This window comes from Vibrio sp. 1CM8B (assembly GCF_023161685.1).
Taxonomy (GTDB): Bacteria; Pseudomonadota; Gammaproteobacteria; order Enterobacterales; family Vibrionaceae; genus Vibrio; species Vibrio coralliirubri.
On the sequence record NZ_JALNTU010000014.1, the window covers coordinates 1 to 23,784 of the forward strand.

At 43.8% G+C, this 23,784-nt stretch carries 26 protein-coding genes and 4 pseudogenes; 15 read left to right on the forward strand and 15 right to left on the reverse strand.

Annotation, left to right across the window (positions count from 1 at the left end; all coding sequences use genetic code 11):
• Nucleotides 1-155 precede the first annotated feature (155 nt).
• Nucleotides 156-923, forward strand: coding sequence for an AbaSI family restriction endonuclease (locus tag MSG36_RS19950; RefSeq protein ID WP_248369428.1), 768 nt, complete (start codon nucleotides 156-158; stop codon nucleotides 921-923).
• Nucleotides 924-1,014: 91 nt separating this feature from the next.
• Here MSG36_RS19950 and MSG36_RS19955 read toward each other — a convergent pair.
• Together MSG36_RS19955 and MSG36_RS19960 are read right to left on the reverse strand one after the other, a co-directional pair.
• Nucleotides 1,015-1,288 (reverse strand): annotated as a pseudogene (locus MSG36_RS19955) (transposase); the annotation flags it as partial.
• Nucleotides 1,289-1,295: 7 nt separating this feature from the next.
• Nucleotides 1,296-1,427, reverse strand: a pseudogene (locus MSG36_RS19960) (IS110 family transposase); the annotation flags it as partial.
• A 238-nt stretch (nucleotides 1,428-1,665) separates the two neighbouring features.
• Here MSG36_RS19960 and MSG36_RS19965 point away from each other — a divergent pair.
• Nucleotides 1,666-2,325, forward strand: a complete 660-nt coding sequence (locus MSG36_RS19965) for a GIY-YIG nuclease family protein (RefSeq protein WP_102502879.1) — start codon at nucleotides 1,666-1,668, stop codon at nucleotides 2,323-2,325.
• Between the two features lie 60 nt (nucleotides 2,326-2,385).
• On the opposite strand, the pseudogene MSG36_RS19970 reads toward MSG36_RS19965, so the two are convergent.
• Both MSG36_RS19970 and MSG36_RS19975 read right to left on the reverse strand, forming a co-directional pair.
• Nucleotides 2,386-2,526 (reverse strand): annotated as a pseudogene (locus tag MSG36_RS19970) (IS110 family transposase); the annotation flags it as partial.
• Nucleotides 2,527-2,589: 63 nt separating this feature from the next.
• Nucleotides 2,590-2,730: pseudogene (locus tag MSG36_RS19975) on the reverse strand (IS110 family transposase); the annotation flags it as partial.
• A gap of 154 nt (nucleotides 2,731-2,884) precedes the next feature.
• On the opposite strand from MSG36_RS19975, the gene MSG36_RS19980 reads away from it, so the two are divergent.
• The 12 genes from MSG36_RS19980 (at nucleotide 2,885) to MSG36_RS20035 (ending at nucleotide 9,177) form a co-directional block, all read left to right on the forward strand.
• On the forward strand, nucleotides 2,885-3,268 hold the full coding sequence (locus MSG36_RS19980) for a nuclear transport factor 2 family protein (RefSeq protein ID WP_059019760.1): 384 nt from the start codon (nucleotides 2,885-2,887) through the stop codon (nucleotides 3,266-3,268).
• 133 nt (nucleotides 3,269-3,401) lie between these two features.
• Entirely contained in the window at nucleotides 3,402-3,956 is a 555-nt protein-coding gene (locus MSG36_RS19985; protein ID WP_059019762.1) for a GNAT family N-acetyltransferase, read from the forward strand.
• Nucleotides 3,957-4,089: 133 nt separating this feature from the next.
• The gene (locus MSG36_RS19990; RefSeq protein WP_248369430.1) at nucleotides 4,090-4,296 is read left to right on the forward strand and encodes a hypothetical protein; all 207 of its coding nucleotides are present in this window, start codon (nucleotides 4,090-4,092) and stop codon (nucleotides 4,294-4,296) included.
• Nucleotides 4,293-4,775, forward strand: coding sequence for an ATP-binding protein (locus tag MSG36_RS19995; protein WP_248369432.1), 483 nt, complete (start codon nucleotides 4,293-4,295; stop codon nucleotides 4,773-4,775). The genes MSG36_RS19990 and MSG36_RS19995 overlap by 4 nt, the downstream gene beginning before the upstream one ends.
• 207 nt (nucleotides 4,776-4,982) lie before the next feature.
• Nucleotides 4,983-5,405, forward strand: coding sequence for a hypothetical protein (locus MSG36_RS20000; RefSeq protein WP_248369434.1), 423 nt, complete (start codon nucleotides 4,983-4,985; stop codon nucleotides 5,403-5,405).
• Between the two features lie 14 nt (nucleotides 5,406-5,419).
• The gene (locus tag MSG36_RS20005; protein WP_248369436.1) at nucleotides 5,420-5,884 is read left to right on the forward strand and encodes a hypothetical protein; all 465 of its coding nucleotides are present in this window, start codon (nucleotides 5,420-5,422) and stop codon (nucleotides 5,882-5,884) included.
• A gap of 103 nt (nucleotides 5,885-5,987) precedes the next feature.
• Nucleotides 5,988-6,392: a DUF1801 domain-containing protein gene (locus tag MSG36_RS20010; RefSeq protein WP_248369438.1), complete on the forward strand. Its 405-nt coding sequence runs from the start codon at nucleotides 5,988-5,990 to the stop codon at nucleotides 6,390-6,392.
• A 194-nt stretch (nucleotides 6,393-6,586) separates the two neighbouring features.
• Complete coding sequence (locus MSG36_RS20015; RefSeq protein WP_248369440.1) at nucleotides 6,587-6,868, forward strand: hypothetical protein; 282 nt, start codon at nucleotides 6,587-6,589, stop codon at nucleotides 6,866-6,868.
• Between the two features lie 90 nt (nucleotides 6,869-6,958).
• Nucleotides 6,959-7,417, forward strand: coding sequence for a GNAT family N-acetyltransferase (locus MSG36_RS20020; RefSeq protein WP_248369442.1), 459 nt, complete (start codon nucleotides 6,959-6,961; stop codon nucleotides 7,415-7,417).
• A 100-nt stretch (nucleotides 7,418-7,517) separates the two neighbouring features.
• Entirely contained in the window at nucleotides 7,518-8,033 is a 516-nt protein-coding gene (locus MSG36_RS20025; protein WP_248369446.1) for a GNAT family N-acetyltransferase, read from the forward strand.
• Between the two features lie 191 nt (nucleotides 8,034-8,224).
• The gene (locus MSG36_RS20030; RefSeq protein WP_248369449.1) at nucleotides 8,225-8,683 is read left to right on the forward strand and encodes a GNAT family N-acetyltransferase; all 459 of its coding nucleotides are present in this window, start codon (nucleotides 8,225-8,227) and stop codon (nucleotides 8,681-8,683) included.
• A 44-nt stretch (nucleotides 8,684-8,727) separates the two neighbouring features.
• A complete protein-coding gene (locus MSG36_RS20035; RefSeq protein ID WP_248369451.1) occupies nucleotides 8,728-9,177 on the forward strand; it encodes a DUF3291 domain-containing protein in 450 nt (149 codons plus the stop codon).
• Between the two features lie 33 nt (nucleotides 9,178-9,210).
• Here the strand turns inward: MSG36_RS20035 and MSG36_RS20040 are convergent, their stop codons facing one another.
• Nucleotides 9,211-9,534 (reverse strand): hypothetical protein, encoded by a 324-nt coding sequence (locus MSG36_RS20040; protein WP_248369453.1) that lies wholly within the window; start codon nucleotides 9,532-9,534, stop codon nucleotides 9,211-9,213.
• A 211-nt stretch (nucleotides 9,535-9,745) separates the two neighbouring features.
• Between MSG36_RS20040 and MSG36_RS20045 the strand changes: the two genes are divergently transcribed.
• Complete coding sequence (locus tag MSG36_RS20045; protein ID WP_004733816.1) at nucleotides 9,746-10,078, forward strand: YnfA family protein; 333 nt, start codon at nucleotides 9,746-9,748, stop codon at nucleotides 10,076-10,078.
• Nucleotides 10,079-10,168: 90 nt separating this feature from the next.
• On the opposite strand, the gene MSG36_RS20050 is transcribed toward MSG36_RS20045, so the two are convergent.
• The 10 genes from MSG36_RS20050 to MSG36_RS20095 all read right to left on the reverse strand — a co-directional run bounded on the left by MSG36_RS20050 (nucleotide 10,169) and on the right by MSG36_RS20095 (nucleotide 23,777).
• Nucleotides 10,169-11,677: an efflux transporter outer membrane subunit gene (locus MSG36_RS20050; protein ID WP_248369455.1), complete on the reverse strand. Its 1,509-nt coding sequence runs from the start codon at nucleotides 11,675-11,677 to the stop codon at nucleotides 10,169-10,171.
• 2 nt (nucleotides 11,678-11,679) lie between these two features.
• Complete coding sequence (locus MSG36_RS20055; protein WP_248369544.1) at nucleotides 11,680-14,799, reverse strand: efflux RND transporter permease subunit; 3,120 nt, start codon at nucleotides 14,797-14,799, stop codon at nucleotides 11,680-11,682.
• 10 nt (nucleotides 14,800-14,809) lie between these two features.
• Complete coding sequence (locus MSG36_RS20060) at nucleotides 14,810-15,943, reverse strand: efflux RND transporter periplasmic adaptor subunit (RefSeq protein ID WP_248369457.1); 1,134 nt, start codon at nucleotides 15,941-15,943, stop codon at nucleotides 14,810-14,812.
• 99 nt (nucleotides 15,944-16,042) lie between these two features.
• Nucleotides 16,043-16,921 (reverse strand): LysR family transcriptional regulator, encoded by an 879-nt coding sequence (locus MSG36_RS20065; protein WP_048612041.1) that lies wholly within the window; start codon nucleotides 16,919-16,921, stop codon nucleotides 16,043-16,045.
• A 217-nt stretch (nucleotides 16,922-17,138) separates the two neighbouring features.
• Nucleotides 17,139-17,798, reverse strand: a complete 660-nt coding sequence (locus tag MSG36_RS20070; RefSeq protein WP_017063903.1) for a sugar transferase — start codon at nucleotides 17,796-17,798, stop codon at nucleotides 17,139-17,141.
• Nucleotides 17,799-17,807: 9 nt separating this feature from the next.
• Nucleotides 17,808-18,995, reverse strand: a complete 1,188-nt coding sequence (locus MSG36_RS20075; protein WP_248369459.1) for a glycosyltransferase family 2 protein — start codon at nucleotides 18,993-18,995, stop codon at nucleotides 17,808-17,810.
• Entirely contained in the window at nucleotides 18,992-20,092 is a 1,101-nt protein-coding gene (locus tag MSG36_RS20080) for a glycosyltransferase (protein WP_248369461.1), read from the reverse strand. The genes MSG36_RS20075 and MSG36_RS20080 overlap by 4 nt, the downstream gene beginning before the upstream one ends.
• 367 nt (nucleotides 20,093-20,459) lie before the next feature.
• Complete coding sequence (locus MSG36_RS20085) at nucleotides 20,460-21,884, reverse strand: Wzz/FepE/Etk N-terminal domain-containing protein (RefSeq protein WP_248369463.1); 1,425 nt, start codon at nucleotides 21,882-21,884, stop codon at nucleotides 20,460-20,462.
• Nucleotides 21,881-22,999 (reverse strand): glycosyltransferase, encoded by a 1,119-nt coding sequence (locus tag MSG36_RS20090; protein WP_248369465.1) that lies wholly within the window; start codon nucleotides 22,997-22,999, stop codon nucleotides 21,881-21,883. The genes MSG36_RS20085 and MSG36_RS20090 overlap by 4 nt, the downstream gene beginning before the upstream one ends.
• Nucleotides 22,992-23,777 carry an acyltransferase gene (locus tag MSG36_RS20095; protein ID WP_050649018.1) on the reverse strand — a complete coding sequence of 262 codons (786 nt, stop codon included), beginning with the start codon at nucleotides 23,775-23,777 and terminating at the stop codon, nucleotides 22,992-22,994. Before MSG36_RS20095 ends, MSG36_RS20090 begins: the two co-directional genes overlap by 8 nt.
• Between the last annotated feature and the right edge of the window lie 7 nt (nucleotides 23,778-23,784).

Consider the following 23,784-nt stretch of genomic DNA (forward strand, 5'->3'; position numbering starts at 1 on the left):
ACATGGTGCCTCCGATGCATTTTAGTACCACATAAGTGTGGCAGATCCTCGGTAGGGGGAATCCATGTCATTCGTTAACTAGCTAAATATCTATGGGTAAAGAGCCTCATGTGGTATTTGAGTTGCGAAAGGTAATTTAAATAAAGGACTTATTTGTGGCTACAACAATCGAAAAATTTGTTTTTAATCATACGAAAACAAGCCATAAACGTTGGGAATCTATGGTGATGTATGCGCTGCACTATGCGCTAAGAGATGTAAAGCTCTTATCTCAATATCCAGTTAATCAGTATTACATTGATGGATATTTCCCAGATTTAAAACTCGCAGTGGAGATAGATGAACCATTCCATGAAAGAACACAAGAGCAGGATGCTGTTCGAGAAAGGGATATAAAATCTGAACTTGGTTGTGAGTTCTTTCGAATAAATGTGAATGAGCCTGTCTACGAACAAATTGACAGGTTAATTATGAAAGTCAAAGCATCTAACCCGCCTGAGTGGAAGATAAAAGACAAACCTTTGCGTAAAAATATTGGTGAGTTTTCTCAGGATTGCTTTGACAAACTCACTGCGGCGAATGCTTTTGAATTCTTGGATAATATCCAAGAAGAAGTTGAGCAACTAGGTATTTCGGTCTCCACTCAAGAAGCTAACCCTAATACTCGTCCAAGTAATGGGATGGTGAGTTTTAACGTTATTTTTGGAGCCCTTAAACTAACAGTTTTTACCCGCAGTACGTGTAAGCCAAAGATTATAGTTAGTGAATATGATTTGGCCACGATACAACAGGTAGATATGCGTTTATCTGAACCAAGTAAAACGAACCCACCATATTGGAAGATAGTAGGTTTAGATAGACAGTTGACCCGTGATGAAACAGTATCTTATTTGGCAAACCTGTCGATAAAGTACGGAAAATAGAAAGTGCATTACAAGTTAATGGGCAACTTAAATTTTTTATTCGAAGTTCATACAGGCTTCGCTAGTTAACAAATGACTATGGTGTCAATGATTAGTTTTTGGCTGTATTTTCATCCCACATGGCGCCATCTCTCAGCATAGAGTTAAGGGTCACAACCTCTTTTGTACACACACGATTATTGCGACTGTTTTCGGTTTTCCAGATACTCAAAGTCGAGCATAAGTCGCTTTGAATATAGGGTTACATTGCATGGCTGACATGATCGCCATGTATAAAACGGTTCGTACTTACGTTCAACCGCCTTAGATTACGCGCTTACCTTGTAGGGCCCACTTTCGCGTGTTATTGGAACGACACTAATGAGTACATTTTGCTAATGTAGTCAGTAGTTTAGAGCGAGTTACTGTCTTATGAAGTATGACCTTACCATTTTGGTCTACGGCATGAAGACTAAAGTGGTTTTTAGCTAGGTCGTTACCGCAGAAATAAGAATAATCAGGCATGGTACCTCCGATGCATTTAAGTACCGCATAAGAGTGGTAGAACCTCGATAAGGGGGGGATCTATGTCAGTCGTTAGTGCGTTGAACTAAATATTTATCAGATGAATCCTTCGATATCTCTATTTGTAGTGGTTTGTTATGTTGGTTGATCTTTGAAGTGCAGGGTGATAGTACTTAGCTTTAAAGTATTTATGAAACTGAGTAAGGTTAACCTTACTCTCAACTAGGAAATCACATCAGTGTCTAAACATTCCGTAACTGTGCAAATATCTCCCTTATTGATTAAATCTCAAGTGCAGCAAAGTCCATATTTAGTCTATCTTTTAGAACTAGGTTCTTTAGGAACATATGTAGGGATGACGTCTGACTTTATGACTCGCTGGGACTACCACCAAAGCTCCGCTTACAATGCTAATTACACTGGTACTTGTAACGAAAATTTAAGGAAAGCAATTAAACGTTGTCCGGCACCCAAATTTTATATAGTTGCGTTAGCTGATACGAAAGAAAAAGCGGATGATCTGGAAGCTCTTGCTATAGACTTTTATAAACCGTCTCTTAACACTCAACCGGAATACAGCACTCATAAGACAAGCTATTCTTTTGCGCAATTGAAAACCCTATCCAAACGTATTTCAATCGTCTCAAAACGTTCACATGGCAACAATCATCATTACACTGACTCTGAACGAGATATGTACACATGCCAGATGGTTTGGAATAAATCAAAGTTAAGAGTTCAAGTTGTAGAGGGCATTCACAAGGGGAAGTACGTTGAATGTTCAAAGACAGCAAGATCAGAACATGCTTTAGGCACTCGAGTAAAAGTTAAAGCAGTACTAAAGTCTACAGGAACATGCTTAGTTGCCCCTAAGACAGATCGCTTACTTCCTGTTTGATCAGAAACAAGTTCTAAAAGCAGGGAGTAACGTACTAACAAACGACTATGGCGTTATTGATTAATTTTTGGTTGTGTTTTCATCCCACATGGCGCCATCTCTCAGCATAGAATTAAGGGCCACAACTATCTTTCGTACCCACGCGATTGTTGCGACTTTCTTAGGCTTCTCTGCAACGCAAAGTCGAGCATAAGTCGCTTTGGATTACGCGCTTACCTTTGTAGTGCCCACTTTCGTACGTGATTAGAACGACACCAATGAATTCATATTTGCTATTGTAGTCAGTAGTTTAGAACGGGTTACCGACTTGTGAGTGAGTATGACCTTACCATTTTGGTCTACGGTATGAAGACTGAAGTGGTTTTTAGCTAGGTAAGTACTGCAGAAATAAGAATAATCAGGCATGGTGCCTCCGATGCATTTAAGTACCACATAAGTGTGGCAGAGCCTCGGAAGGGGAATCCGTGTCATTCATTATGTGACAAGCGTTAATCCATCGCTGGCGAAAGCACTCGATATCTCATATTGTTAGTGTGAAACTTCCCTTCATGAGGCTGCTATGACGAATCAACTTAGACAAAACAAAGACAATGCTATTGCTTTTTATAGAACTGCTTACATGGGTGATCCAGCAAAAGCAGTAGAGTTGTATGTTGGTGATGATTATATCCAGCACAACCCAGTTGTTGCTGATGGTAAGCAGGGCTTTATAGATTACTTTGAAGAAATGTCTCGGGACTATCCAAAAAAGGATATAGAGTTTTTGAGAATTATTGCTGAAGGTGATCAGGTAGCTTTGCATACAAGGCAAACATGGCCTGCTGGTGAAGAGTACGTAACGATGGACTTTTTCCGTTTCGATTCAAATGGAAAAATAGTCGAGCATTGGGATTCAATTCAAGTGGTCCCGAAAGAGTCAGCCAATAATAACTCGATGTTTTAATAGTCACATAACAAGGCGTTCAAGCCGACCTCTAACGCATGGCACTCTCGCTTCGCGAATTGTAGTGCCATCAGCGTTGTGGCGGCTTAACTTAGCCTTAGGCAAAAAGAAGAAATATTCAACAGAGGAAGTCATGGAAATAAGAGCTGCAAAACTTGAGGACATCAGTCAAATCGTAGAACTACAGAAATCTTGTCATGTATCTAACTTGGATGAATCTGATAAATGCGATGGTTTCTTAAATACAGTGATGGACGAAGTGCTTCTAACTCAAGTTATCGAGCAAGAGCAGGCTATATATGTTGCTGAACTCAACAATACGATAGTAGCGATGGCTGCTTGTGCTTCATGGAAGTTCTGGGAATGTTCAGAAGGACTCACTTCTGTGGCGAACAAGCTTGGTTCAGTGGTAGTTGGGTGTACCCAACTAAGCTCTTCTAATTCATACTTTTGGGGACCTGTCTGTGTGGGTAAGGCTTGTCGTGGTCAAGGTGTGTTTGAGAAGTTGTTTCGGTTTAGTTGTGAAGTAAGAAGTTCTAAATTTTCTTACGTTTACACGTACGTGCATAAAGACAATGCTCGTTCTTTTGCTGCTCATACCAATAAAGCAGGCTTTAAATATACAAAAGACTTCGTTCTCAATGGGCAAACTTTTCAGGAAATGGCGCGCGAAACGAAATTTGCCTAACAAGCGCTCAAGATGAATTCCCAACGCTTTGCAGTTTCGACTTACTTGGCTTTAAAGCGTTTATGTCACAGAGGGTTCGGCCATAACGTCACTCACACCTATACATAGTGTTGCTTTCTACGAGGGAATGAACATGAAACAAGGCATTTTCAAGAATCTGAAGCTGGCATTAGGTGTTGGTTTTGGTGTTTCCATTCATCAGTACTTTTTTATGACGGATGGTGCGTTTGATTTCTATCAGCCACTTGTGGCGTTTGCTTTTACGTTTGTCGTTAGCAGTATTGGTACACTTCTAAAAGAAAGAATCATGCGTAACAAGGAGACTAATGGGACATCATGACTAAAATCTATTTCGTATGTGGCTTTATCGGTTCGGGTAAGACGACTTATTCTAAAGCGCTTGCAGAAAAGCATGGCGCCTTTCGTTTCTCGATTGATGAGTGGATGATTCCTTTGTATGGCGAGCATATGGAGCGTGAAGTTTTCGATCGCCGGCTGGCTACGTTACAAGGTTTATTCAAGGAATCTGCAATGCAGCTCTTTTCCTTGGGTGTCCCGGTGATTTTTGACTTTGGTTTTTGGCGTAAATCAGACCGAGATTCTTTTACAAGCTGGGCGTCAAACCTAGGCGTGGACAGCGAAGTTCACTACCTTGATGTTCCCTTTGATACTTGTAAGCAGAGAGCATTTAGCCGTAACTCGGAACTGAATGGAAAGTCTTATGAAATGACACCTGAAATGTTAGATCTGTTTTGGTCTTGGTTTGAGGTTCCAACTTCAAATGAAAATGTTGTTTGGGTTCAACAGGAAGCTCAATAAGGTATGCAGTCAGGTGCGAAGGTGAGTGGTATTTTTGTTATCTAGCTTGTGTTCTAAGTCTTCCGTTACATTGGGTTTATGAAAGTCTGAGTTGTCCATCGAATAGTCGTGTAACAAGGGCATTTCTCATGCCGTATTTTTGGTAATTGGTTCTTCCTGTCGATTATCGAATTGGTCCTAAACCCACTATTAAGGCAGGGAACCCCAATGAATAGAACGCTATGGTTCGCACTCATTTCGCTTTTGTTTTCAATGACAATGGTATTTTGTACATACAGTTATGGCATAGAGAGCCACGTTGAAGTAATCACACTCACTTTAGTACTATCCGGCCCTCTGATTTTGACCTTTGCGCTTGTTGTCATTTTTTGTGGCGCACCAGTCATTAACAGGTACAAGTTACTTGGAACCGTCGCAATTTGTGTGCATGGATTTACAGCCTCACTGCATGTGCTGTGGAACGGTTTTATGTTTGTCGATGTGATTAATAAACAAGGCTTAGGTCCGGGACAAGGTTATTCTGGCTTGATACTTTGGGTTGGTAGTATCAAGGCGATGCTACTTGGTTTGGTTGTGGGAGTATGCCTGCATTACTTTCTACGATTATTTAGAAAGGCCGCAGTAAGATAGCTGTTGGCTAGTTAATGGATTGTTCGTTGTCTATAGGAGTTGTCACTGTGTTTTATAGTAAGGAATTCAACAAGGGATTGCTGCTCATCCTTGTTGCGATAAGTGCTTTCATTGTCGTTACCTCTGATAATAACTTCGGGACATTAATTGCTCATGCCATCAATGGTTTAATTGCTTTGCTCTTTTTCTCCATGACCATTGAGGTCAAACACAATGTACTAAGCTGGTATTTCGGCTTTGGTGTTTGGCGTAAGAATGTAGAAGTGTCAGACATTACAGAGACATCGTTCTATCAAAGCAAGTGGTATCAAGGTATTGGTATCCGAATGCTGAGCGATGGCTGGTTGTATAATGCATCGATAGGTTCAGCGCTGAAGTTAAGCCTAAACAATGGAAAGCATGTTTACATTGGTTGTAAGGATACGGACGGTTTAAAGCTGGCCTTGAAAACCGCTAACGAACAGATAACCGAAAAATGATTTATTAGGCATGGCATTTTTTGTTCTGAGTTGGGCTAATGTTTAAGGTTCTATGCTTTAAGTGAGTACACTTTAATATCACAACAAATGAATCGGAGGTTGAATGGACCAAGCAATCAAAACACATTTCGACGAGTATCCCGCTGATGTTCGAGCTCGGCTTGACGAATTGCGTTCATTAATCTTTGAGCTTTCATCTGATTTGGAATTAGGTGAAGTCGAAGAGTCTCTGAAATGGGGCGAGCCGAGTTACAGCGTTAAGACAGGCAGCCCAATCCGAATTGACTGGAAATTGAAATCACCAAACAACTATTACTTGTTCTTTAACTGTCAAACAAAGCTAGTCGACACATTCAGAGAATTGCACGATGGCACATTGGCATTTCAAGGTAATAGGGCAATCGTCTTGAACCTAACTGAACCACTTCCCAAAGCACCAATCAAGCAGTGCTTAGAGCTAGCCTTAACTTATCAACAACGAAAACATCTACCGCTTCTTGGCGCGTAACTCTTACGCGCTGTCATTATATTTTTTAAACTGGTTACCTGTGTTCTAGCTATCACTCTTTAAAGCGCTAAGACTGTACCATCTTGATTAGTATCAAGAGGCTAGGGAAACTCGATAACCAACGCTGATTGTATTGCTTACCGTTTAAAAAGGTGTTCTAGTCACCTTGTATTTCAGACTTAAAAGGAAGTTGTATGAATTTAGATAAAGCCAAGAAACGTATCGCAAAGCAGGTTAAAAAAGGCGACCACGGATACCCAAAAATCACGTTAGCGTATTACGGGGCGACCAAAGATCTCGCAACGGAAGTCGCAGTTCAATTTATGCTGGGTGAGGGCGATGGTGTTCAAGAAGAACGTTTTTCTTGTGAAACTGAAATCCGAGATAATGAGCTGATCCAAACAACGTTACTCAAGATAATCGAACGCGCTAATGTTAACTCTGTGATTGAACTTGAAGGCGTGGCTGTTCTTTAGTTTGGTTCGTATCCGAGAGTTTATGAGTTGCCGTCGTTGTCTAGGTAATGTGTCATTACATGGGTTAGTTAATTCAGGATATTTAGAGTAATGCACGTAAGAAAAGCAGAGCTTCATGAGCTAGATGCCATTTATACAATGGGCTTCGATGTTTGGGGTGATGGCTTGACGTTAGACAATTACTTAACAGGTTGTCGTAACAGTGAAAAGTACTTATCTGGTACTTGGTATGTGTTAGTCGAGAAGGATAGAGTCGTGTCGTCTCTTATCGTTTACAGTGATATGTTTGGCCTTGCAAAAGGATGTTTCGGTATTGGCTCTGTGGCTACGCTTCAAGAATTACGGCACCAAGGTTATGCGTCTGAGTTGATCAACTTGGTAAAAACGGAGTTATTCACTCGTCATACTTGTAAGGCTTTATACCTACACAGCGACATTAAGCATCAATTTTATAATAGGCTGGGCTTTGTGAGCATAGTAGGCTCAGATTGTATGTATATTTCGAACGACTCTTCTGAATTTGATGGACGAATACCAGATTACTTTTAGGTGTCAACTCTACTTAGAACAAGACGTGTTGGTTTGGAAACGAAGCCAATACGAGAACTCAGGTGTATAATCCACATTTTTATCGAATTAGGCAGGACACATGGCGATCTCGTTTGAAACTCAAAGACTAAAAGTAGAAGAAGTTGCAGGTGAGCTTACTGTTCCTGAACGTTCGGCACTGCTTGAGCGAGTACCTGGCATTCTAGCCCCATCAGTTGTTGAAAATCTTCCACAATACTTTCACGGTATTGTGTCACGTGAGCTGGCTGAAATTTGGCTCGATCGAATGTTGTCGGAGAGCCGCTTACTTCAAGTGAAAACCCACGATAATCAACTGATTGGTTTTCTGTTCGCTTATGTGGAAGAGGAAAGTGATGCTCATATTGGCTACTTGCTTGCAGAAGAGTTCTGGGGCAAAGGTTTAGCAAGTGAGTTATTGCAGAGTTTCATCACAGAAGTCGCAAAAACGGAGTCATGGTTAACACTGATTGGCGGTGTCGACCGTTCAAACATAGCCTCTACACACTTACTTAATAAGCTAGGTTTTGTTGAGCAAGCCTCTGACGAAAGTGCCGTTGTTTTTTATGAATATAAGCTTTCTCGTCTTAACTCTTAATTATTAACTCTGAGCTCTCAGTGCTTAATTTCTAATCCCTAACTCAAGCCATATCTGCGTTTACATTCATCCCCAATGCTTAAAATCACCCGTTTGATTCAACTTTAGTGTTTACAGCACAAACTTTTAGGTACAGTAGTCGCACTTCTCACTATTGAGTGAAGCGTTATTCGCGAGAACAAGAAGGTTATATGGAAAATATTAGAAAAGCCCAAGCATCTGATTTAGCGTCAATCCAAGAGCTAGCGAGAGACACAATCAATGCGTGTTACCGTTCATTTTTGGGCGACGAAGGCGTGGATTGGTTCATCAACAGTGGTGAGTCTGATAAAGAAGTTGAGAAACAACTCTCAAATTGTGTCGTGCTCGAATCAAATAATCGGATTCAAGGTTATTGTGCGTTTGAAAATGACTTCGTACATATCTTAATGGTTTCCCCGAACATTCAACGTTCAGGCTTCGGTGCGACTCTTCTCAAGCATGTTGAGAATGAGATGAGCACATTGGGCCATGAGCATTATCGTCTTGAAACATTCAAAGGTAATGAGCAAGCGATTCAGTTTTATCTGAAAAACGGTTGGTCAATTGATAGGGAAGAAACCGACGAAGAGTTTGGATTTGTTAGGGTTTACTTGAGTAAGAACGCCTAACAAAACGTCGCTTATTACTCATAATTTATCAAGGAAGAAACGTTATGAAATTAGCTCAGTTGAATATCGCTCTGGCAAAATACCCGTTAGATGCGCCAGAAATCAAAGAGTTTGTCGATAACTTAGAGTTGGTTAATGGAATCGCAGAAAGTAGTGAAGGGTTTGTTTGGCGTCTGAAAGATGAATCTGGTGACGCCACCAACATCCAAGCTTTCGATGATCCTAATATGATCGTGAACATGTCGGTGTGGGACTCTGTGGATTCGTTAAAGAACTTCATGTTCCGCACACATCACCGTGATTTCATGCGCCGAAAGGGGGATTGGTTTCATCGTTTACCTGAAGATACTTATGTTCTTTGGTGGATCGAAGAAGACCATATTCCCACACTCGAAGAAGCGATAGAGCGACTTGAACACCTCAGAGAAACCGGTGATACGCCGTATGCTTTCACTTTTAAAACCAATTTTACAGCATCAGAAGCGCCAAAATAGCGTTCGTCCAATCAGCGTTATGTTCCATTGAAACTAAAATAGGGGCATCTGTGGTGTGTGGGAACTGTTGACGTTGGATGGGTCATCGACAGCTTGATAGTATTCAACCCAAACCTTATTGCTTCTAGGAAACTCTCGTTTCAATACTTTCTTAACGTGTTTTCGAGTGCTTGCTACATCACCTGTATATGCATGGTTGTAGTAACCCGTTTCAATGATCTGAAACTGTGTGTCACCAAGGCAATAAAGCAGAAAACCACGGTCTCTTTTGTACGTTTTAAAGTGTACGGCTTCTTTAGGTTGTAACCACTTAAGCTGCTTTTCGACTAACGTTAGTACTTGGGATATATGAATCATTTGTTGCTCACTCTTGTAGTGAATGAGGCAAGTTTATCAAACAGATAAGCTCTCGAAATATCAATAAATACTGAACATGCGTTTAGTTAAGGCTCGGTTTTATTGGGCTTAAATGGTGACGGGATTAGGCGCTAACAGAGCTAATGTACTAACAAAGCCAAGGTATTAGCATTAACAGTGTACTCTGCATTTAAACAGATAAAGGTAAGTTGTGATTGAATTTAAAACGGTCGGTCTTTTTGTACTTACGGCGGTCGCCGAGATTGTAGGGTGTTATCTACCTTATCTTTGGTTGAGAGAAGACAAGAGCATTTGGTTGTTGATTCCTGCTGCGATAAGCCTAGCGTTGTTTGCTTGGTTATTGACGCTTCATCCTACCGCGACAGGGCGTGTTTATGCTGCCTATGGCGGTGTGTATATTTCTGTTGCCCTAATATGGTTGTGGCTTGTTGATGGCGAAAAGCCGACAACGTGGGATCTGGTTGGTGGCTCAGTTGCACTACTCGGTATGGCGATTATTATGTTTGGCCCTCGAAACGCGTAACGTGCTCACATAAAAATACCGCCGTAATCAACGGCGGTATTTTTTATTATGCTTATTGCATTATTCAGCTGAGAACAGAAAGCGAAGAGCCTAGTTAACGTGGGCTAATTCAACAGTCTGCGTTTCATTCGCGACTTTCCAATCGCCACCTAACGCTTTATACACCGCAATCGTGGTGTTGGCGGTTTGAAGCTTGGCGGCCACTTGGCGATCTTGCATCGCTTTTTGTTGTCTTTGTGCGTCTAACACCGATAAGTAATCGACTAGGCCCGCTTTATAGAGTGACTTTGCCTTGCTCACCGCATTATCAACAGCAAGGGTAGCTTCATCGATGCGCTTTTGGTTCTCTTGGCTACGGCCATAGGCAAACAAACTTGAATCGACTTCTGCAAAGGCGCTGTCTACCGAGTGTTGGTAGTTAAGTGCTGCAGAACGGAACCTTGCTTCGTTCATTTCCACCATGGCTTCGCCTCGGCCACCATCGAATACATTCCAACTGATGCCTGCAGAGGCCGCCCAACCGAATGAGTCGCTACTGAATAGGTCATCAAAACTTCCTGCCGTCACACCTGGCGTGCCTGTTAGGAAGAATTTTGGATAGCGATTGGCAATGCTTGCGCCGAGTTCTTCATTAATGGCTGCCATTTCTCGCTCTGCAATGCGGATGTCTGGGCGTTGTTCTAACAAGTCAGAAGGTAAGCCTGTCGGAATAACATCGTTCATTCTCGGCAAGGTAAATTCTCCCGCTAAACGTTGGTTCACGTTCGTAAGCGACTCGCCTAATAAGACTGCCATGCGTTGTTTGTGGACTTGCTCTGCTATTTCAAGTTGAGGAACAATGGATTCAGTCGCGGCGAGCATGGCTTTGGCTTGAGCAAGATCTAACTCAGAGCCGTAGCCGCTGCGAACAACTTTGGTGACTAATTCTAAGGTCTGTTTTTGGTCGGCAATGTTTTCTAGAGCGATCGCTTTTCGCTCTTGAGCGCCACGATATTGCAGGTAGTTGTGAATGACATCGGCAGTGATCAAGGTGTTCAAACCGGATTGAAAGATCTCGGCTTGTTCCACTCGAATTGTCGCCGCGTTGGATTGCTTGTCGATACGTCCAAACAAGTCCATTTCCCACGCGATGCTCGCCCCTAAAAACCCACCATCGTGTTGGGCTTCCAATAACGACATACCTGTGGCCGATTCAACCGTATCAGAAGCGCCAAATACGGGGCCGAGTAGGGAGTCGTTCTCACTCAGTTGGTAGTTGTAATAACCGCCACCGACATTGATGGTCGGAACTTTGAATGACTCCACAACGCTCTTATATGAGTTCGCCATGTTGATTCGCTCGGCGGCCAATTTAAGTGGGATGTTCTGGTTTTGAACATCGGCCACTAACTGATTGAGCGTTGGGTCATTGAACTGTGTCCACCAATGATTGTGCTGTTCGTTTTGGCTCACGCCGTCTTGGTTCGCATCACCTTGGCTATATAAGAAGGTCTCAGCCATGGTCGTTTGTGGTTCTTCGTAATCGGGGCCAACCGCACAACCTGTCAGCAACAAGGCGAGAGCAATAGGAGCCACTTTAAACTTCGTTAATGGATACATGTTTATTGCTCCTTGTTGAATGAGGTTGTAGTGCCGCTGTTTGTAGACTGAGGTGTTGCATCAAGCACGATCACGGCGTCTTTGATGGCTTCTTCTACCGTCTTTTTCTCTTCAGTTCGATAGAAAAGCTTGTACAGCGCAGGCATTACAAACAGAGACAACACAGTTGCTGCAGCCAAACCACCGATAATGGTTGCCGCCATCTGGTCAAATAGCAGGTCACTGAGCAGCGGGATCATGCCAAGTGCCGTGGTGAGTGCGCCCATAGAGATCGCCATTGTACGGTTCACGGTTGCTTCTTTGATTGCATCAGACAGTGAGCGACCGTTTTTACGTTCAAGCTCAATTTGGTCCATCAATACAATGCCGTTCTTGATGATCATACCGGTCAAGGTTACCGCGCCAATCAATGCCATGAATCCGAATGGTTTATCCAACAGCAATAAGCTGAATGTTGCACCCGTCGCCGCAAGCGGTAGGGTGGTAAAGATGATCACTGGTTGTTTGAAGCCGTTAAACATCGCCACTAAGATAATCACCATCAACAGCATTGCTTTAGGTAGCTGCTTAAGAATATCGCTGACGGCTTTGTGCTCGTCGTAATATTCGCCGCCCCATTCCAAGTGGTAACCATCTGGAAGGTGGATGGATTCAATTTGCTCTTTAACCGAGTTTCTTACCGCTGCAGGAGTGGTGTAACGACCAACGCCAGCTTGTGCAGTGATGGTTTTTACACGGTCACGACGCCAAATCATGGTCTCTTCACTGGTCAGCTCAAAGCCATCAATGACTTGACCCAGTGGAACGCTGTGAATACCTAACAGAGAGCGAACCGGCAGAGTTTCTAGCGACTGAATTGAGCTTTCTGTGCCACGCAGTTGAATCGTCACCAGTTCGTCGTTTAAGTTCATACGACCCAGTGGCATGCCTTCTGACGCGCGTTTCATCGCGAATGCAATGTCGGCACGGTTAATACCGGCTAGACGCATCTTGTCTTGGTTGATGACAGGTTCTAGAACCTTGCTCTTTTGTCGCCAGTCGTCACGCACGTATTTGGTGTCTGGATGACGAGCAAAGATCGCTTTGGCTTGCTCTGATAAGCCGTGAAGCACCTCGACATCTGGGCCGGAGAAACGCGCTTCAACACTGAATTTATCGGCAGTCGCCAGTTTTAAGCTTCTAAAACGAGGATCGGCGTTTGGAAACTCTTCCATTAACCATTTGTCACCACGCGCAATCAGCGGGCTGAGTGACGGGAAATCGGTAGCGTTAATCAAGATCTGACCATAAGCAGGGTCAAACGGTTCTGGTTCAATGGTTACTGAGAAGCGAGGAGCACCCGCGCCAACGTATGTTGAGATACTCTCGACTTCCGGCTGTTCTAACAACCACTGTTCGATGCGCTTCATGTCCTCTGAGGTTTGTTCAACCTTGGCACCATTCGGTAGCCAGTAATCTAGAAATAGGATGGGCCTGTCGGCTTGTGGAATGAAGTTAACCGCGATGCTCGGCACAGCCAATGCCGTCACTAATATCAGCGGTATAAGCCCCGTCAGTGCTTTGAGTGGGTTATCTACCGTCCAGTTTACACTCTTACGGTATAAGCTCACTTTGGTGTTGTCAGCTTGTTTGCTTGGCTTGATAAAGAACCAACACATCAAGGCAGTGAAGGTCATCGCGACGAGCCAAGACAATAACAACGAAGAGGCGATGATAAGGAATACCGAGCTTGCAAATTCCGCCGCATCGGTTTTGGAGAAGATAACTGGGCTTGCACCCATGATAGCAATAACTGTCGCGCCAAAGAGTGGTGTTGCTGTCTCTTTAACAGAATCAATTGCGGCTTTTGTGCGGTCGACGCCTTTGTTGATTTTCACAATCATCATATCGGTGATGACAATGGCGTTATCCACCAACATGCCGAGCGCAAGAATGAACGTACCTAGCGAAACTCGGTGTAAGTCAATTGACGCGATGTTCATGTAGATAAGCGTCAGCAAGATAGTCAGCAGTAAACTTGATCCGACGATGGTCGCGCTTTTTAGTCCCATGAATATCGATAGGACGATGAACACAATCGCGACACTTTCAAGTAAGTTTTGTACGAAGTTATCGATCGATTTCTGAACTTCTTCAGGCTGGTTTGCTACCGTCGAGATATCAACGCCTAACGGCAGAGTTGCTTGGAAATCGCTAACGATCTGATTGATTTCATCGCCAAGCGATACCACGTTAACGCCTGGCACAGGGCTCATCGCTAGCGTCACCGCAGGTACGCCGTTGTAGCGGTTTTCCGTCATCATTGGCTCTTGGTAGCCCATGGTGATGTCTGCGATATCGCCCAAACGGATTAAGCTGGTTCCGAATTCACTCACGCCGCCTTTAATCATCAGGTTTTTGATGTCGTCTAATGAACCAAACTCGCTCGACTGTTGAACGCGAATACGTTCAGTGCCCGCTGAAAATTTGCCCGCATCAAAGGTCATGTTCTGAGTATTAAGCTGTGACCAAACTTGTGTGATAGATAAACCGTATTGCGCCAACCTTTCATCTGGAATATCGATATGAACAACACGTGGCTGAACACCGTGTAACTCAATCTTTTTAATGCCATCGACGGTTTTAATTCTACGTTGAAGTTCTTCGGCGTAACGTCTTAGCTCAGCAGGCGAAGCATCCTTACTGTGGATAGAGAAAAGCATGCCGTAGACTTCAGAAAACTCATCCTGCACGACACTGATCTGCGCCGTCGAAGGCAATAACAGCTTCATGTCTGACACTTTACGACGCAACAAGTCCCACTCTTGTGGTAGTGCTTTTGAATTAAGAGACTCTTTAAGGTCAACAAACACCATCGACATGCCCGGACGAGACAGTGAACGCAGTCGGTTCAATGACCCCATCTCTTGCAGTTTAGTTTCGACGGTATCGGTGACTTGTTGCTCCACTTCTTCTGCAGACGCGCCGGGGTAGAGTGTCACTACAACGGCCGTTTTGATGGTGAAACTTGGATCTTCGAGCTTGCCAAGATCAAAGTAAGAAAACAGGCCTGCGATAACACTCAATGCAGTGAAAAACAGGATGAAGGTGCGTTGTTTGATCGCAAAATCAGCTAGATTCATCATGATTTACCTACAGGCTCTTAATTTGAATATCAGAGAAGTGTTGGCCTTCCATGACGTACTGAGCACCACTTACCACAACGAAGTCGCCATCGCTAAGCGTAGATTCGACACACACGGTATTTTGGGACATCGAAACCACGTCCACAGTCACGCCATGCGCTTGTTCGTTTTGAACGGTGAATACTTGCTCGATACCCGATTGGTTGACGATCGCTGAATACGGTAAGCAGAAATTATTGGTTGGTTCGCCAAGTTGAGTCGTCAGTGTGACGGCTTTACCCGGCAACACCGATTTTTTGGCTGACTCTACATGGTAAGTCACAGCGTAGGTCTGCTTAATAGGGTGAGGGGACGTGGCAATTTCAGTTGCGTGCCCAATCAGTTTTTCCTCTGAGCCATACCAGTTGATACCAGCGGTTTGATTCGGTTGGAACTCATGAATCAAATTTTCTGGGACTTGGATTTTAACTTCAAGCTGCTCAGGGTTGTGGATGGTGAAAACTGAAATGCCCGGCAGGACTTGTTCAAACTGATCGAAGTTAGATGCCGCGACCACGCCGTCGAATGGCGCGAGCAGTTGGGTGTAACGAATTGAATCTTTTGCGCGGCGTATGTTTTGCTCAACCACTTTAACCGCGGCTTCACTTCTTTCATAACCACTGATTGCACGGTCTAGATTAACATCAGCAATCGCGTTGTCGGCAATGGCTTGTTTCACTCGAGCAAGTTCAGTCTTAGCTAGCTTGTGTGCGGATCTTGCTTCAAGAGAACGGGCTTGCAACTCTTCCAACGCCACTTGGTAATCGTGCGGGTCGAGTTGTGCCAATGGTTGGCCTTTCTTAACTGAATCGCCAACAGAGACCAGCATGTTTTGAATAGTGCCGGGTACACGAAACGCGACGCCAGCCGTTTCTGATGACTGCAATTTGCCCGTGAACGATTTTTCACCTTGATGAGAGAGAGGCTCAAGTTGAATAACTTGAATCGGACGCGTTTGTTTTTGAGCTGTCGTCGCCTCAGAGTCATTACAGCCAAACAGAGCAGTTAAGCTTAGTGCAATGACTGTGTATTTGAAGATAGGTGTCTGTTGAAAGATAGACGAACGCTGCAAAACAGATGAATGTTGAGATATAGGCTTCATGGATTACTCCTGTCAATTTATGGAGCAATTCTATCTTTCAGTTTTGTTTAGATAATCTAGTCTATTCGCGAAACACTGTCATGATATTCGTTACAATAACTAAAGATTTGGAAGTTCTTGTAATAGAAAATCAATCAAAAGTTGAGCAGAATGACTCAGCGCTTTGCGTTGCGGGTAGAGTAGCCATGCTTCTTCTTGTTGAAGGTTCTGGTCAGGGAACAGGTTAATCAAGGTTCCGTCTTTGAGCTGTTGTCGTACCAAGAGTTCCGGCAGTAATGCGATGCCTCTGTGACGTGTCGCACCACCGATCACGAAGCCGATACTGTCACTCACCACCGAAGGTTCGACCTTGATGATGTGGTCTTTGATGTCCCATTGCTTGTCGATGTCACCACTTGGCCATCGAAAGCACACAAAGGGGTAGTTGGTGATTTCTCTTAAGCTTGAAGGCGTGCCTTCTTTCTCTAGAAACTCAGGGCTGGCGACAAAAACACGCTGTAAAGTCATAACTTTGCGCGCCACTACATTCGCATCACTCAACGTACCACCGTGCATCGCGAGATCTAACCCTTGTCGGTACATATCGACAAAACCATTACTGACCGTACGAATATCAAGCTCGATCTTTGGGTACATATCTTGGAATTTAAATAGCGTCGATTGCATGATGTCGCTGGTTTCTGGCAACAGACCAATCTTAACTTGCCCGTGTGCAACTTCTGATAGGTTGGAGGCGATATGGTTCGCTTTGTCGAGCGCACTTAACGCATTGAGGAGCTCTTTATAATAAAGCTCACCAGATTTGGTTAAAGAAAGGCTTCGTGTGGTTCTAAAGAACAGTTGAATGCCAAGAGACTTCTCAAGGTCGTTAATTCTGCGGCTAACGTTAGCGCGGGGAAGGTCAAGTGCATTGGCAGCGGCAGTAAAACTACCCAGTTCGACAACGGTGGTAAACAGCTTTAGATCTTCGATTTTCATAACAACGGCATTTAATCGTTTTTAGAACAGTATGTTGGCATCGTATACCAATTGGATTTTAAAATCGAAGCGTTCTTTAAGTTGGCTTGTTTTGAGGCAGTAAAAAGCCAGCCGATAAATGATTATCAAAGCTGGCTTTGTGTTCACATCGGACAAGACTGCTCTATTTACCACCTTGGACTAAGCAGCTTGTTCTTTCACCTTAGACCATACTGGTTTAGCGACCTCGACCATCTACCATGACGATGATTGTTTTAGAGATGATACTAAGATCTGCGGCAATCCAAGACTTAACCGAACATAGGCTTAGTGCGTAACTGTGGTCAAAACCCACTTTACGACGTACATCATCAATGCAGGTGTCGTAACCTTGATTCACTTGTGCAAGCCCTGTAATACCGGGCATTACACCGTATGTACGGTCTGCAAAGTAAGGGATTTCGTTCTCTAGTTTGGTGTAAAAAGTAGGGCGTTCAGGGCGTGGGCCAATTAGAGACATTTCACCTTTCAATACATTGATCAGTTGTGGGAGCTCATCAAGACGTGTCTTTCTCAAAAAGCGGCCAACGGGCGTGATTCGTGGGTCATTCGCGGTAGCCCAAACGGCACCAGAGCGAGTTTCTGCATCTTCATACATGCTACGGAACTTCATGATCTCAAAGATTTCCATTTTCTCCGGTGTCGATTTACCAACACGCAGTTGACGGTAGAAAATAGGGCCACGAGACGTGAGTGCAATCGCCATCGCAATCAACGGAAATACTGGCGCTAGTAAAATCAAAGCAATCAGTGAGCTTACGAAATCGAAAGTACGTTTAGCACGTGAGATTTTGTATTGGTATAGGTTTTGGGTAGATAGCTGTTCAATGTTCATCATAATAAGTCCTTAATGATTCGCTCGTGTCCAAGGTGAGTTTTCTAGTCCGATTAGGTAACGAATGCCACCAATGAAGTTGGCATAGTGTCCAACTATCAAATAAGAGATTAATGAAATAGGTTTGTTTACTAGACGCTTTGGCAAGATACAGCCGAGTACACCAATGATATAAACGGCAACTTGAGCCCATAACAGCGCTTCAAATACCAAGTAGTTGCTAAGTAAGATTGAGCACACTAAGCACACAATCATTAAATATGGCGTGAGTAGGCGAAGCCCTTTTCCTGAGAAGAACGCAAACGCGATGCCTTTGAACTTCGGGCTGAACAAACCAAATAATCGAATCGCTTGTTGCATGTTGCCCGCTGAAATACGAAGTCTTCTTTTGAAGTCCGTTTCTAGGTTCGATTCCTCTAGCTCTAATGCCACCATTTGGGTTTCGTATTCTGCGATGTAACCTTGTTTAACAATTTGCATCGGTAAGATGAAATCATCATTAATAGTGTTAAGTGGAAGCAGTTCAAACAGGTGTGTTCTAAACAAGTAAAAAGCGCCATGGGAACCCAAGCTAGAACCTAATGAAGCCTCTGACTCTTTAACCGCGGTTTGGTACTGCCAATACGTGTTTTCGCCTTCATTGCCTGTCGGGCAAAGCTGATACGTTGCGTTTACCACTCCAACCTTGTCACTTTTAAAATGAGCGGCGGCTATAAGCAACGCATCCAATGAAATAAGGGCAGAAACATCACTCATCGCCGTGATATCACTGGTTATATGTGTCACTTCTTCATTAACAACCGCGACTTTACCTCGGTTTAATTTATGGTCATGTATCTCAAAATAAACATCACTGCACATTGCTTCTTGGATGGTCATTTGTGCAATGGCGACTGTGTTGTCGGTACAACCATCACAAGCAATAATCACTTGTAGCTTCTTTTTTGGGTAATCGAGTGAAGCAAGGTTACGAATCTTGTCTGCGATCCACTGTTCTTCGTTAAATGCAGGAACAAGAACGGTGATGGTCGGCAACGTGCAATCTTGCTGTTCCTCTTTGTAGCAACGATGACTCTCTTCAACTTGACGTGCAGGGTGGCTTTTAGCATACCAACGCAGTAACAAAGGGTAGGCTGCGTGATGATAGACAATCAACGCACCTGAAAACAAACAAAGTCCCGCAAGTAACCAATCAATCATGCGTAAGCTCCTTCTGAGATATCGTTGTAAGACGAAACCATTTTGATGATGTCGAAGTTCTCAAGAACGTAACGTCGAGGTGATAAAAAGCGTTCATTTTGATTCTCTAACAAGGCATTGGCTAATCCCGTGATACTACCTTTTTTAACGAGTGTTCCGCTTATAGGGCACAAGGTTTCATCGACAGCGCCAACGTCCATTGCGACGGTTGGAATATTGCATGCTTGAGCTTCGAGTGTAGAAAGCGGCAGACCTTCGTGGCGTGAAGGTAGGCAGAAGGTATCCAACGCTCCGTAAAACGTGGTCATGTCTTCAACTAGGCCAAGAAAGATCACTCGGTCACTCAGATTCAAGCGGTTAGTAAGTTGCTCTAGTTGATTTCGCTTCGTACCGCAGCCAGCCAATACGACAACCATGTTTTCAGGTAAAAGAGTCAGTGCCTTAATAAGTTGGTCTTGGCCTTTGACATGTTCTAGTCGACCTGCACAACCGATGATGTGTTTGTCTGTCGGCAGGTTTAGGCTTGCTCTCGCTTGGTTTTTCGACATTGGCTTAAACTTCTCACAATCGACGCCATTTTTGATGGTAATGATGTTCTCATAAGAAAAAGCAGTGCGTAGTTGGTTATAAACACGTGTCGCGTCGGCAACTAACGTTGGTTGAGCAGCTTTTAAAGCGAGCGCTTGTAATCGACGACGTTTGCTGTTGTTCAGATGCCAAGCGTCATGTTCGGTATGGATTCGAGTTGGAACCCCTGTTACGCGAGCGGCATAACCAGCGTATAACAGTGGGCCAATATGATGGGTATGAACCACATCAGGGCGAATCGCGTTGAAGGCTTTAATTAGCTTAATAATGATATTGAATTGTACGCCTGGTGCTTTATCCAAAAAGACGATTTGCTCGTTGTATGGCTCTAGCTTCGGCCAGTTGTTTATAGATTCTTGTTTTGTACCTTCTAAACTGACAATCAACACTTGGTCTGTTGGTTTAGCAAGGCGCAGCAAATCCAGAGTTAGGGTTTCTAATCCACCCGGTGCAAGGTGCTGAACAACGTGTATGATCTTTTTGCCATGCTTCGTTAAATGCGTATTCATAGTTTGGACCCTGCCTTTATAATTCTTGTTTCGCCGTTCTGACGTTTCTCTTGAAGTAAATTCTTTAAAACGTTTAACTACACAATGAGATTGCAGGAGTTGTGCCAATTAAATAGTCTTTATTTTTCAGTTATTTAGATTGTTCAATTCCAGGGGGATTTTCATTTCTCAAAATGGGAATCAAAACAAAATACGATAGAATCGCAGTTTGAAACATAGGGCTTGGGTAAATCGAAAGTAGCATTAGAACTTGGGGCTTTAAACAAACAAAACGCCAAGCGAGTGTTGGCGTTTTGCTCTAGGATGCACGAAGCAAGGAAATTAGAAAGCTGTGAAGCTAGCAAGTCGAAAATGACTTTGAGGCTGACTAGCTCATTTTAGGGATCACCGTAATCACTGGGACGCCTAAGATATCTTCGATTTCGTCTTTGCGTTTGATTGAAGAGTCGAACAGTTCAAACAACAAAGCTAAGCCAACACCCAATCCGATACCTGCAACGAATCCAGCCAGAATAAAGACAAAAGTCGGCATGTTAGATTTGATACTCGGTGTGAAAGGCAAATCAATAATCTTCACACGTTTGTTTTGCTCGAATACACCAAGCGAACCCGTTAGCTGAGCCATTTCATAACGCTCTGTCAGTTCATCATATAGTTGACGTTTGATTTCAACTTGACGTTTAAGGCGGTACATCTCTTTTGCATTTTCGCCGAAGTTATTCGCCTTGTGTTCTAATTCGAAAATCATAGTACGAAGGCTTTTGGTCTCTTCGGTTAAAGACTCAAAGCGAGCACGAACCAGCTGTAGGCTGTGTAATTGAGTGACCAGAAGAGGTTGGGTATCAGAAAGTTTGTTCAGTGTCGTGCTACTTGCGATGTCCCAAAGCTGGTCGCTGTTCATCGTTGGCTGGGTTACCTCGAGTAAACTCTTACGTTCATTCTCTAGTCTGTCTAGCTCACGCACTTTAGCTTGCACAGCACTGTGTTTATCTGTGTATTTTGCTTGTAACAAGGTTAGATCGCTTCGAATGTCGATGATCTGGTCTTCTAATTTACCTATCACAGGGTTGGTTCGTGAAAGTTGTTGGTCGATTGACCCTAAACTTTTTTCGACACCCGATAACTCAGCCTCTTTTTCTGCCAGTGTTTGTTTGAGTGACGCTAAGCGATTCAAACTTTGACTTTGTACCTCAGGTGTCGACTGGACGTTTTCGTTCATGTACAAGGCTAAAGCTTCTTCCGCTTCTTCAAGTTCCACACTCCGTTTGTCGATATGAATTTTTAAGAAGTTACTTGAGTCTTCAATTGATGAACGTTCCGGCGCGAGCAACTGTTCAATGAAATGTTCACTTACCGAGCGCAGCGTCGCTTCCATTCCATTTGGTGTGTTCGACGTTAGACTTATCTTTAGAAAATCTTTTCCAAGCTGAGTCACCGATAAACGCTGAGACAGGTCTGTAATGATCTCTTGTTTCTTAATTTCAGGCATATCTGGCGTGGTTAGTTGCAGTTCATCAGCGACTGAGTAAAGCACATGTCGACTGTGAAGCAGTGTTCTCAATGCGTTCAGTCGATCTTTGAGCATCGTCGAAACGGCGATGTCTTCCAAGAATGGATTCATCTTGGCCGTTTCTTGAATCAACATACTGGTATGCGCGTCATATTTAGTTGGAGCCAACTTGCTCACACCAAAGCCTACAAATGGCAAAATAAGCATTGGCAGAACGATAACGTAGCGTTGGCGCCACATCGCATTGATGATAACTAATAACCGCAATTTCAGATTATTCATAATAGCTCCAACATCCAATGTACGAAGTTACCACGGTTTTGCCAGCTCTCTTGTTCGACGACAGAGATAGGTGAATTGCTGAGTTGGCGTGCATGATCAAGCGCCCAAATCATTTGGTTCGCACTACCAACAGTCGTTACGTGCTCTTGATATGGAACCAAAGCAGGGAACGGTGTTGTGATAATGGGTGTGCCAGCCGCAAGGTATTCCATTAGTTTGAGTGGGCTACAAGCTCGGATCTGCTCGTTATCAACAAACGGCAGCAAGCTCACATCCCAGTGTTGAGAATAGCTTGGCAGCGTGTGGTGTGGACGTGGGCCAAGGTAATGTACGTTACTCAACTTAGGTAGCATGAGCGTATCAAGCTCGTTTGGGCCAATGAAAACAAAGTCCCATTCCGGCATCGCATTCGCAACTTGACCAATCATTTCATAATCCAGCCATTTAGAAAGGCTGCCATAAAAACCAGCAATAGGGCGGTGGTTGCTTGGTAAATCATTCGCTCTGGGTGCGGGTGTTGAAAATAGGTCTACGTCGACACCATGTGGTAGCAAGTGCGCTTTATGCTTTGGAAATTTATCCATCAATTTTTTGCTAGCCGCGAATATAAGCGTCGATTTATCGATTAGTTCCGATTCGTGCTGTGCAACGGTTTCATGATCAACACCAGCCAGCGCGCTAAAATCATCACCGCAGTAATAAACCACAGATGACTCGCCTAAGTGTCCGCACAAATCAACAGCGGTCGGAAGAGAAGTCCATAGGATAGGCGCGTTAAGATTAAGCTCCGCAATAACCGGTTTTAGTTGGTGCAACATCATTTGCTGAGCCAACTTTCTAGAAAATTTAGAAGCAGGCGCAGGGATTGTCTTTAAGTTAACGATAGTAATGTTGTCGTGTCCCTCAGAGTCGAGCATGTTTTGAGTAACGGCTTTGGTTTTACCAAACAGCTTGTTGAATGCTCGGCTTACATCTTTGGCGGACAGCTTCGGTTGTCTTAAGCCAATAGAGTTGACCCATAAGACTTTGTGTTGCTTAGCAAGATGACGAACTAAATGTTGAGTCGATGAAGGTAGGCCACCAAAGTCTTCACCAAATACGATTAAATCACGCATGGTCACCTCCATGAGTCTCTAACGAATCGAACATATCGGATTCTGTCACTTCAACGGGTTTAATGTGACCGACAACTCGAGCTGGGTTACCGCCTGCGATTGCGAAGGCAGGAATATTCTTTGTTACTACGCTGCCTGCAGCTATTACGGCACCTTCGCCGATGGTAACGCCACCTTTAACCGTCACATTCGTGCCCAGCCAAACATCGGGTTCAAGAATGATGTCACCGATTTGCTGAGGATCATCGCCTTCACCTAACGCTCGGCGCTTTGCATCAAGCGGGTGTCCGGAGTATCCAAATAGGAAAGCGCCGCCTGCGATTCGTACGTTGTCAGAGATAACGACTTTACCGCCAACAGCGATAGTCGACTGCCAACCGATGTCGACGTTGTTGCCAATCGACAACAGTGGGTGTTCCAAGCCTTCTAGTGGCTGAGTACAACCAGAGAATGTCGTGTGGCCAGAGATACGGCAGTTATCGCCAATCGAAATTTGTACCGGACCACTGACGAAAGGCAGACCACCATACAAATACAGGCGTTTGCCACATTGAGCCACACGACCTTTGAAAGCCGGAGTCCAGTAGAAGAATCGAGTAAAGCCAGAAACCAAATTCACCACTAGCTTGTGCGCTTGATATAGGCAACGATTAAGTATTTGAGGGGTAGGTAGCTCTGCGCTTCTGATGTCTTTCAAAATGAAAAACACATTTCTAATTCGAGAATTAGGATGAAACTTAAGCCAATGTTTGAATTGATGTATAGATACTGACGTCATAATGAAA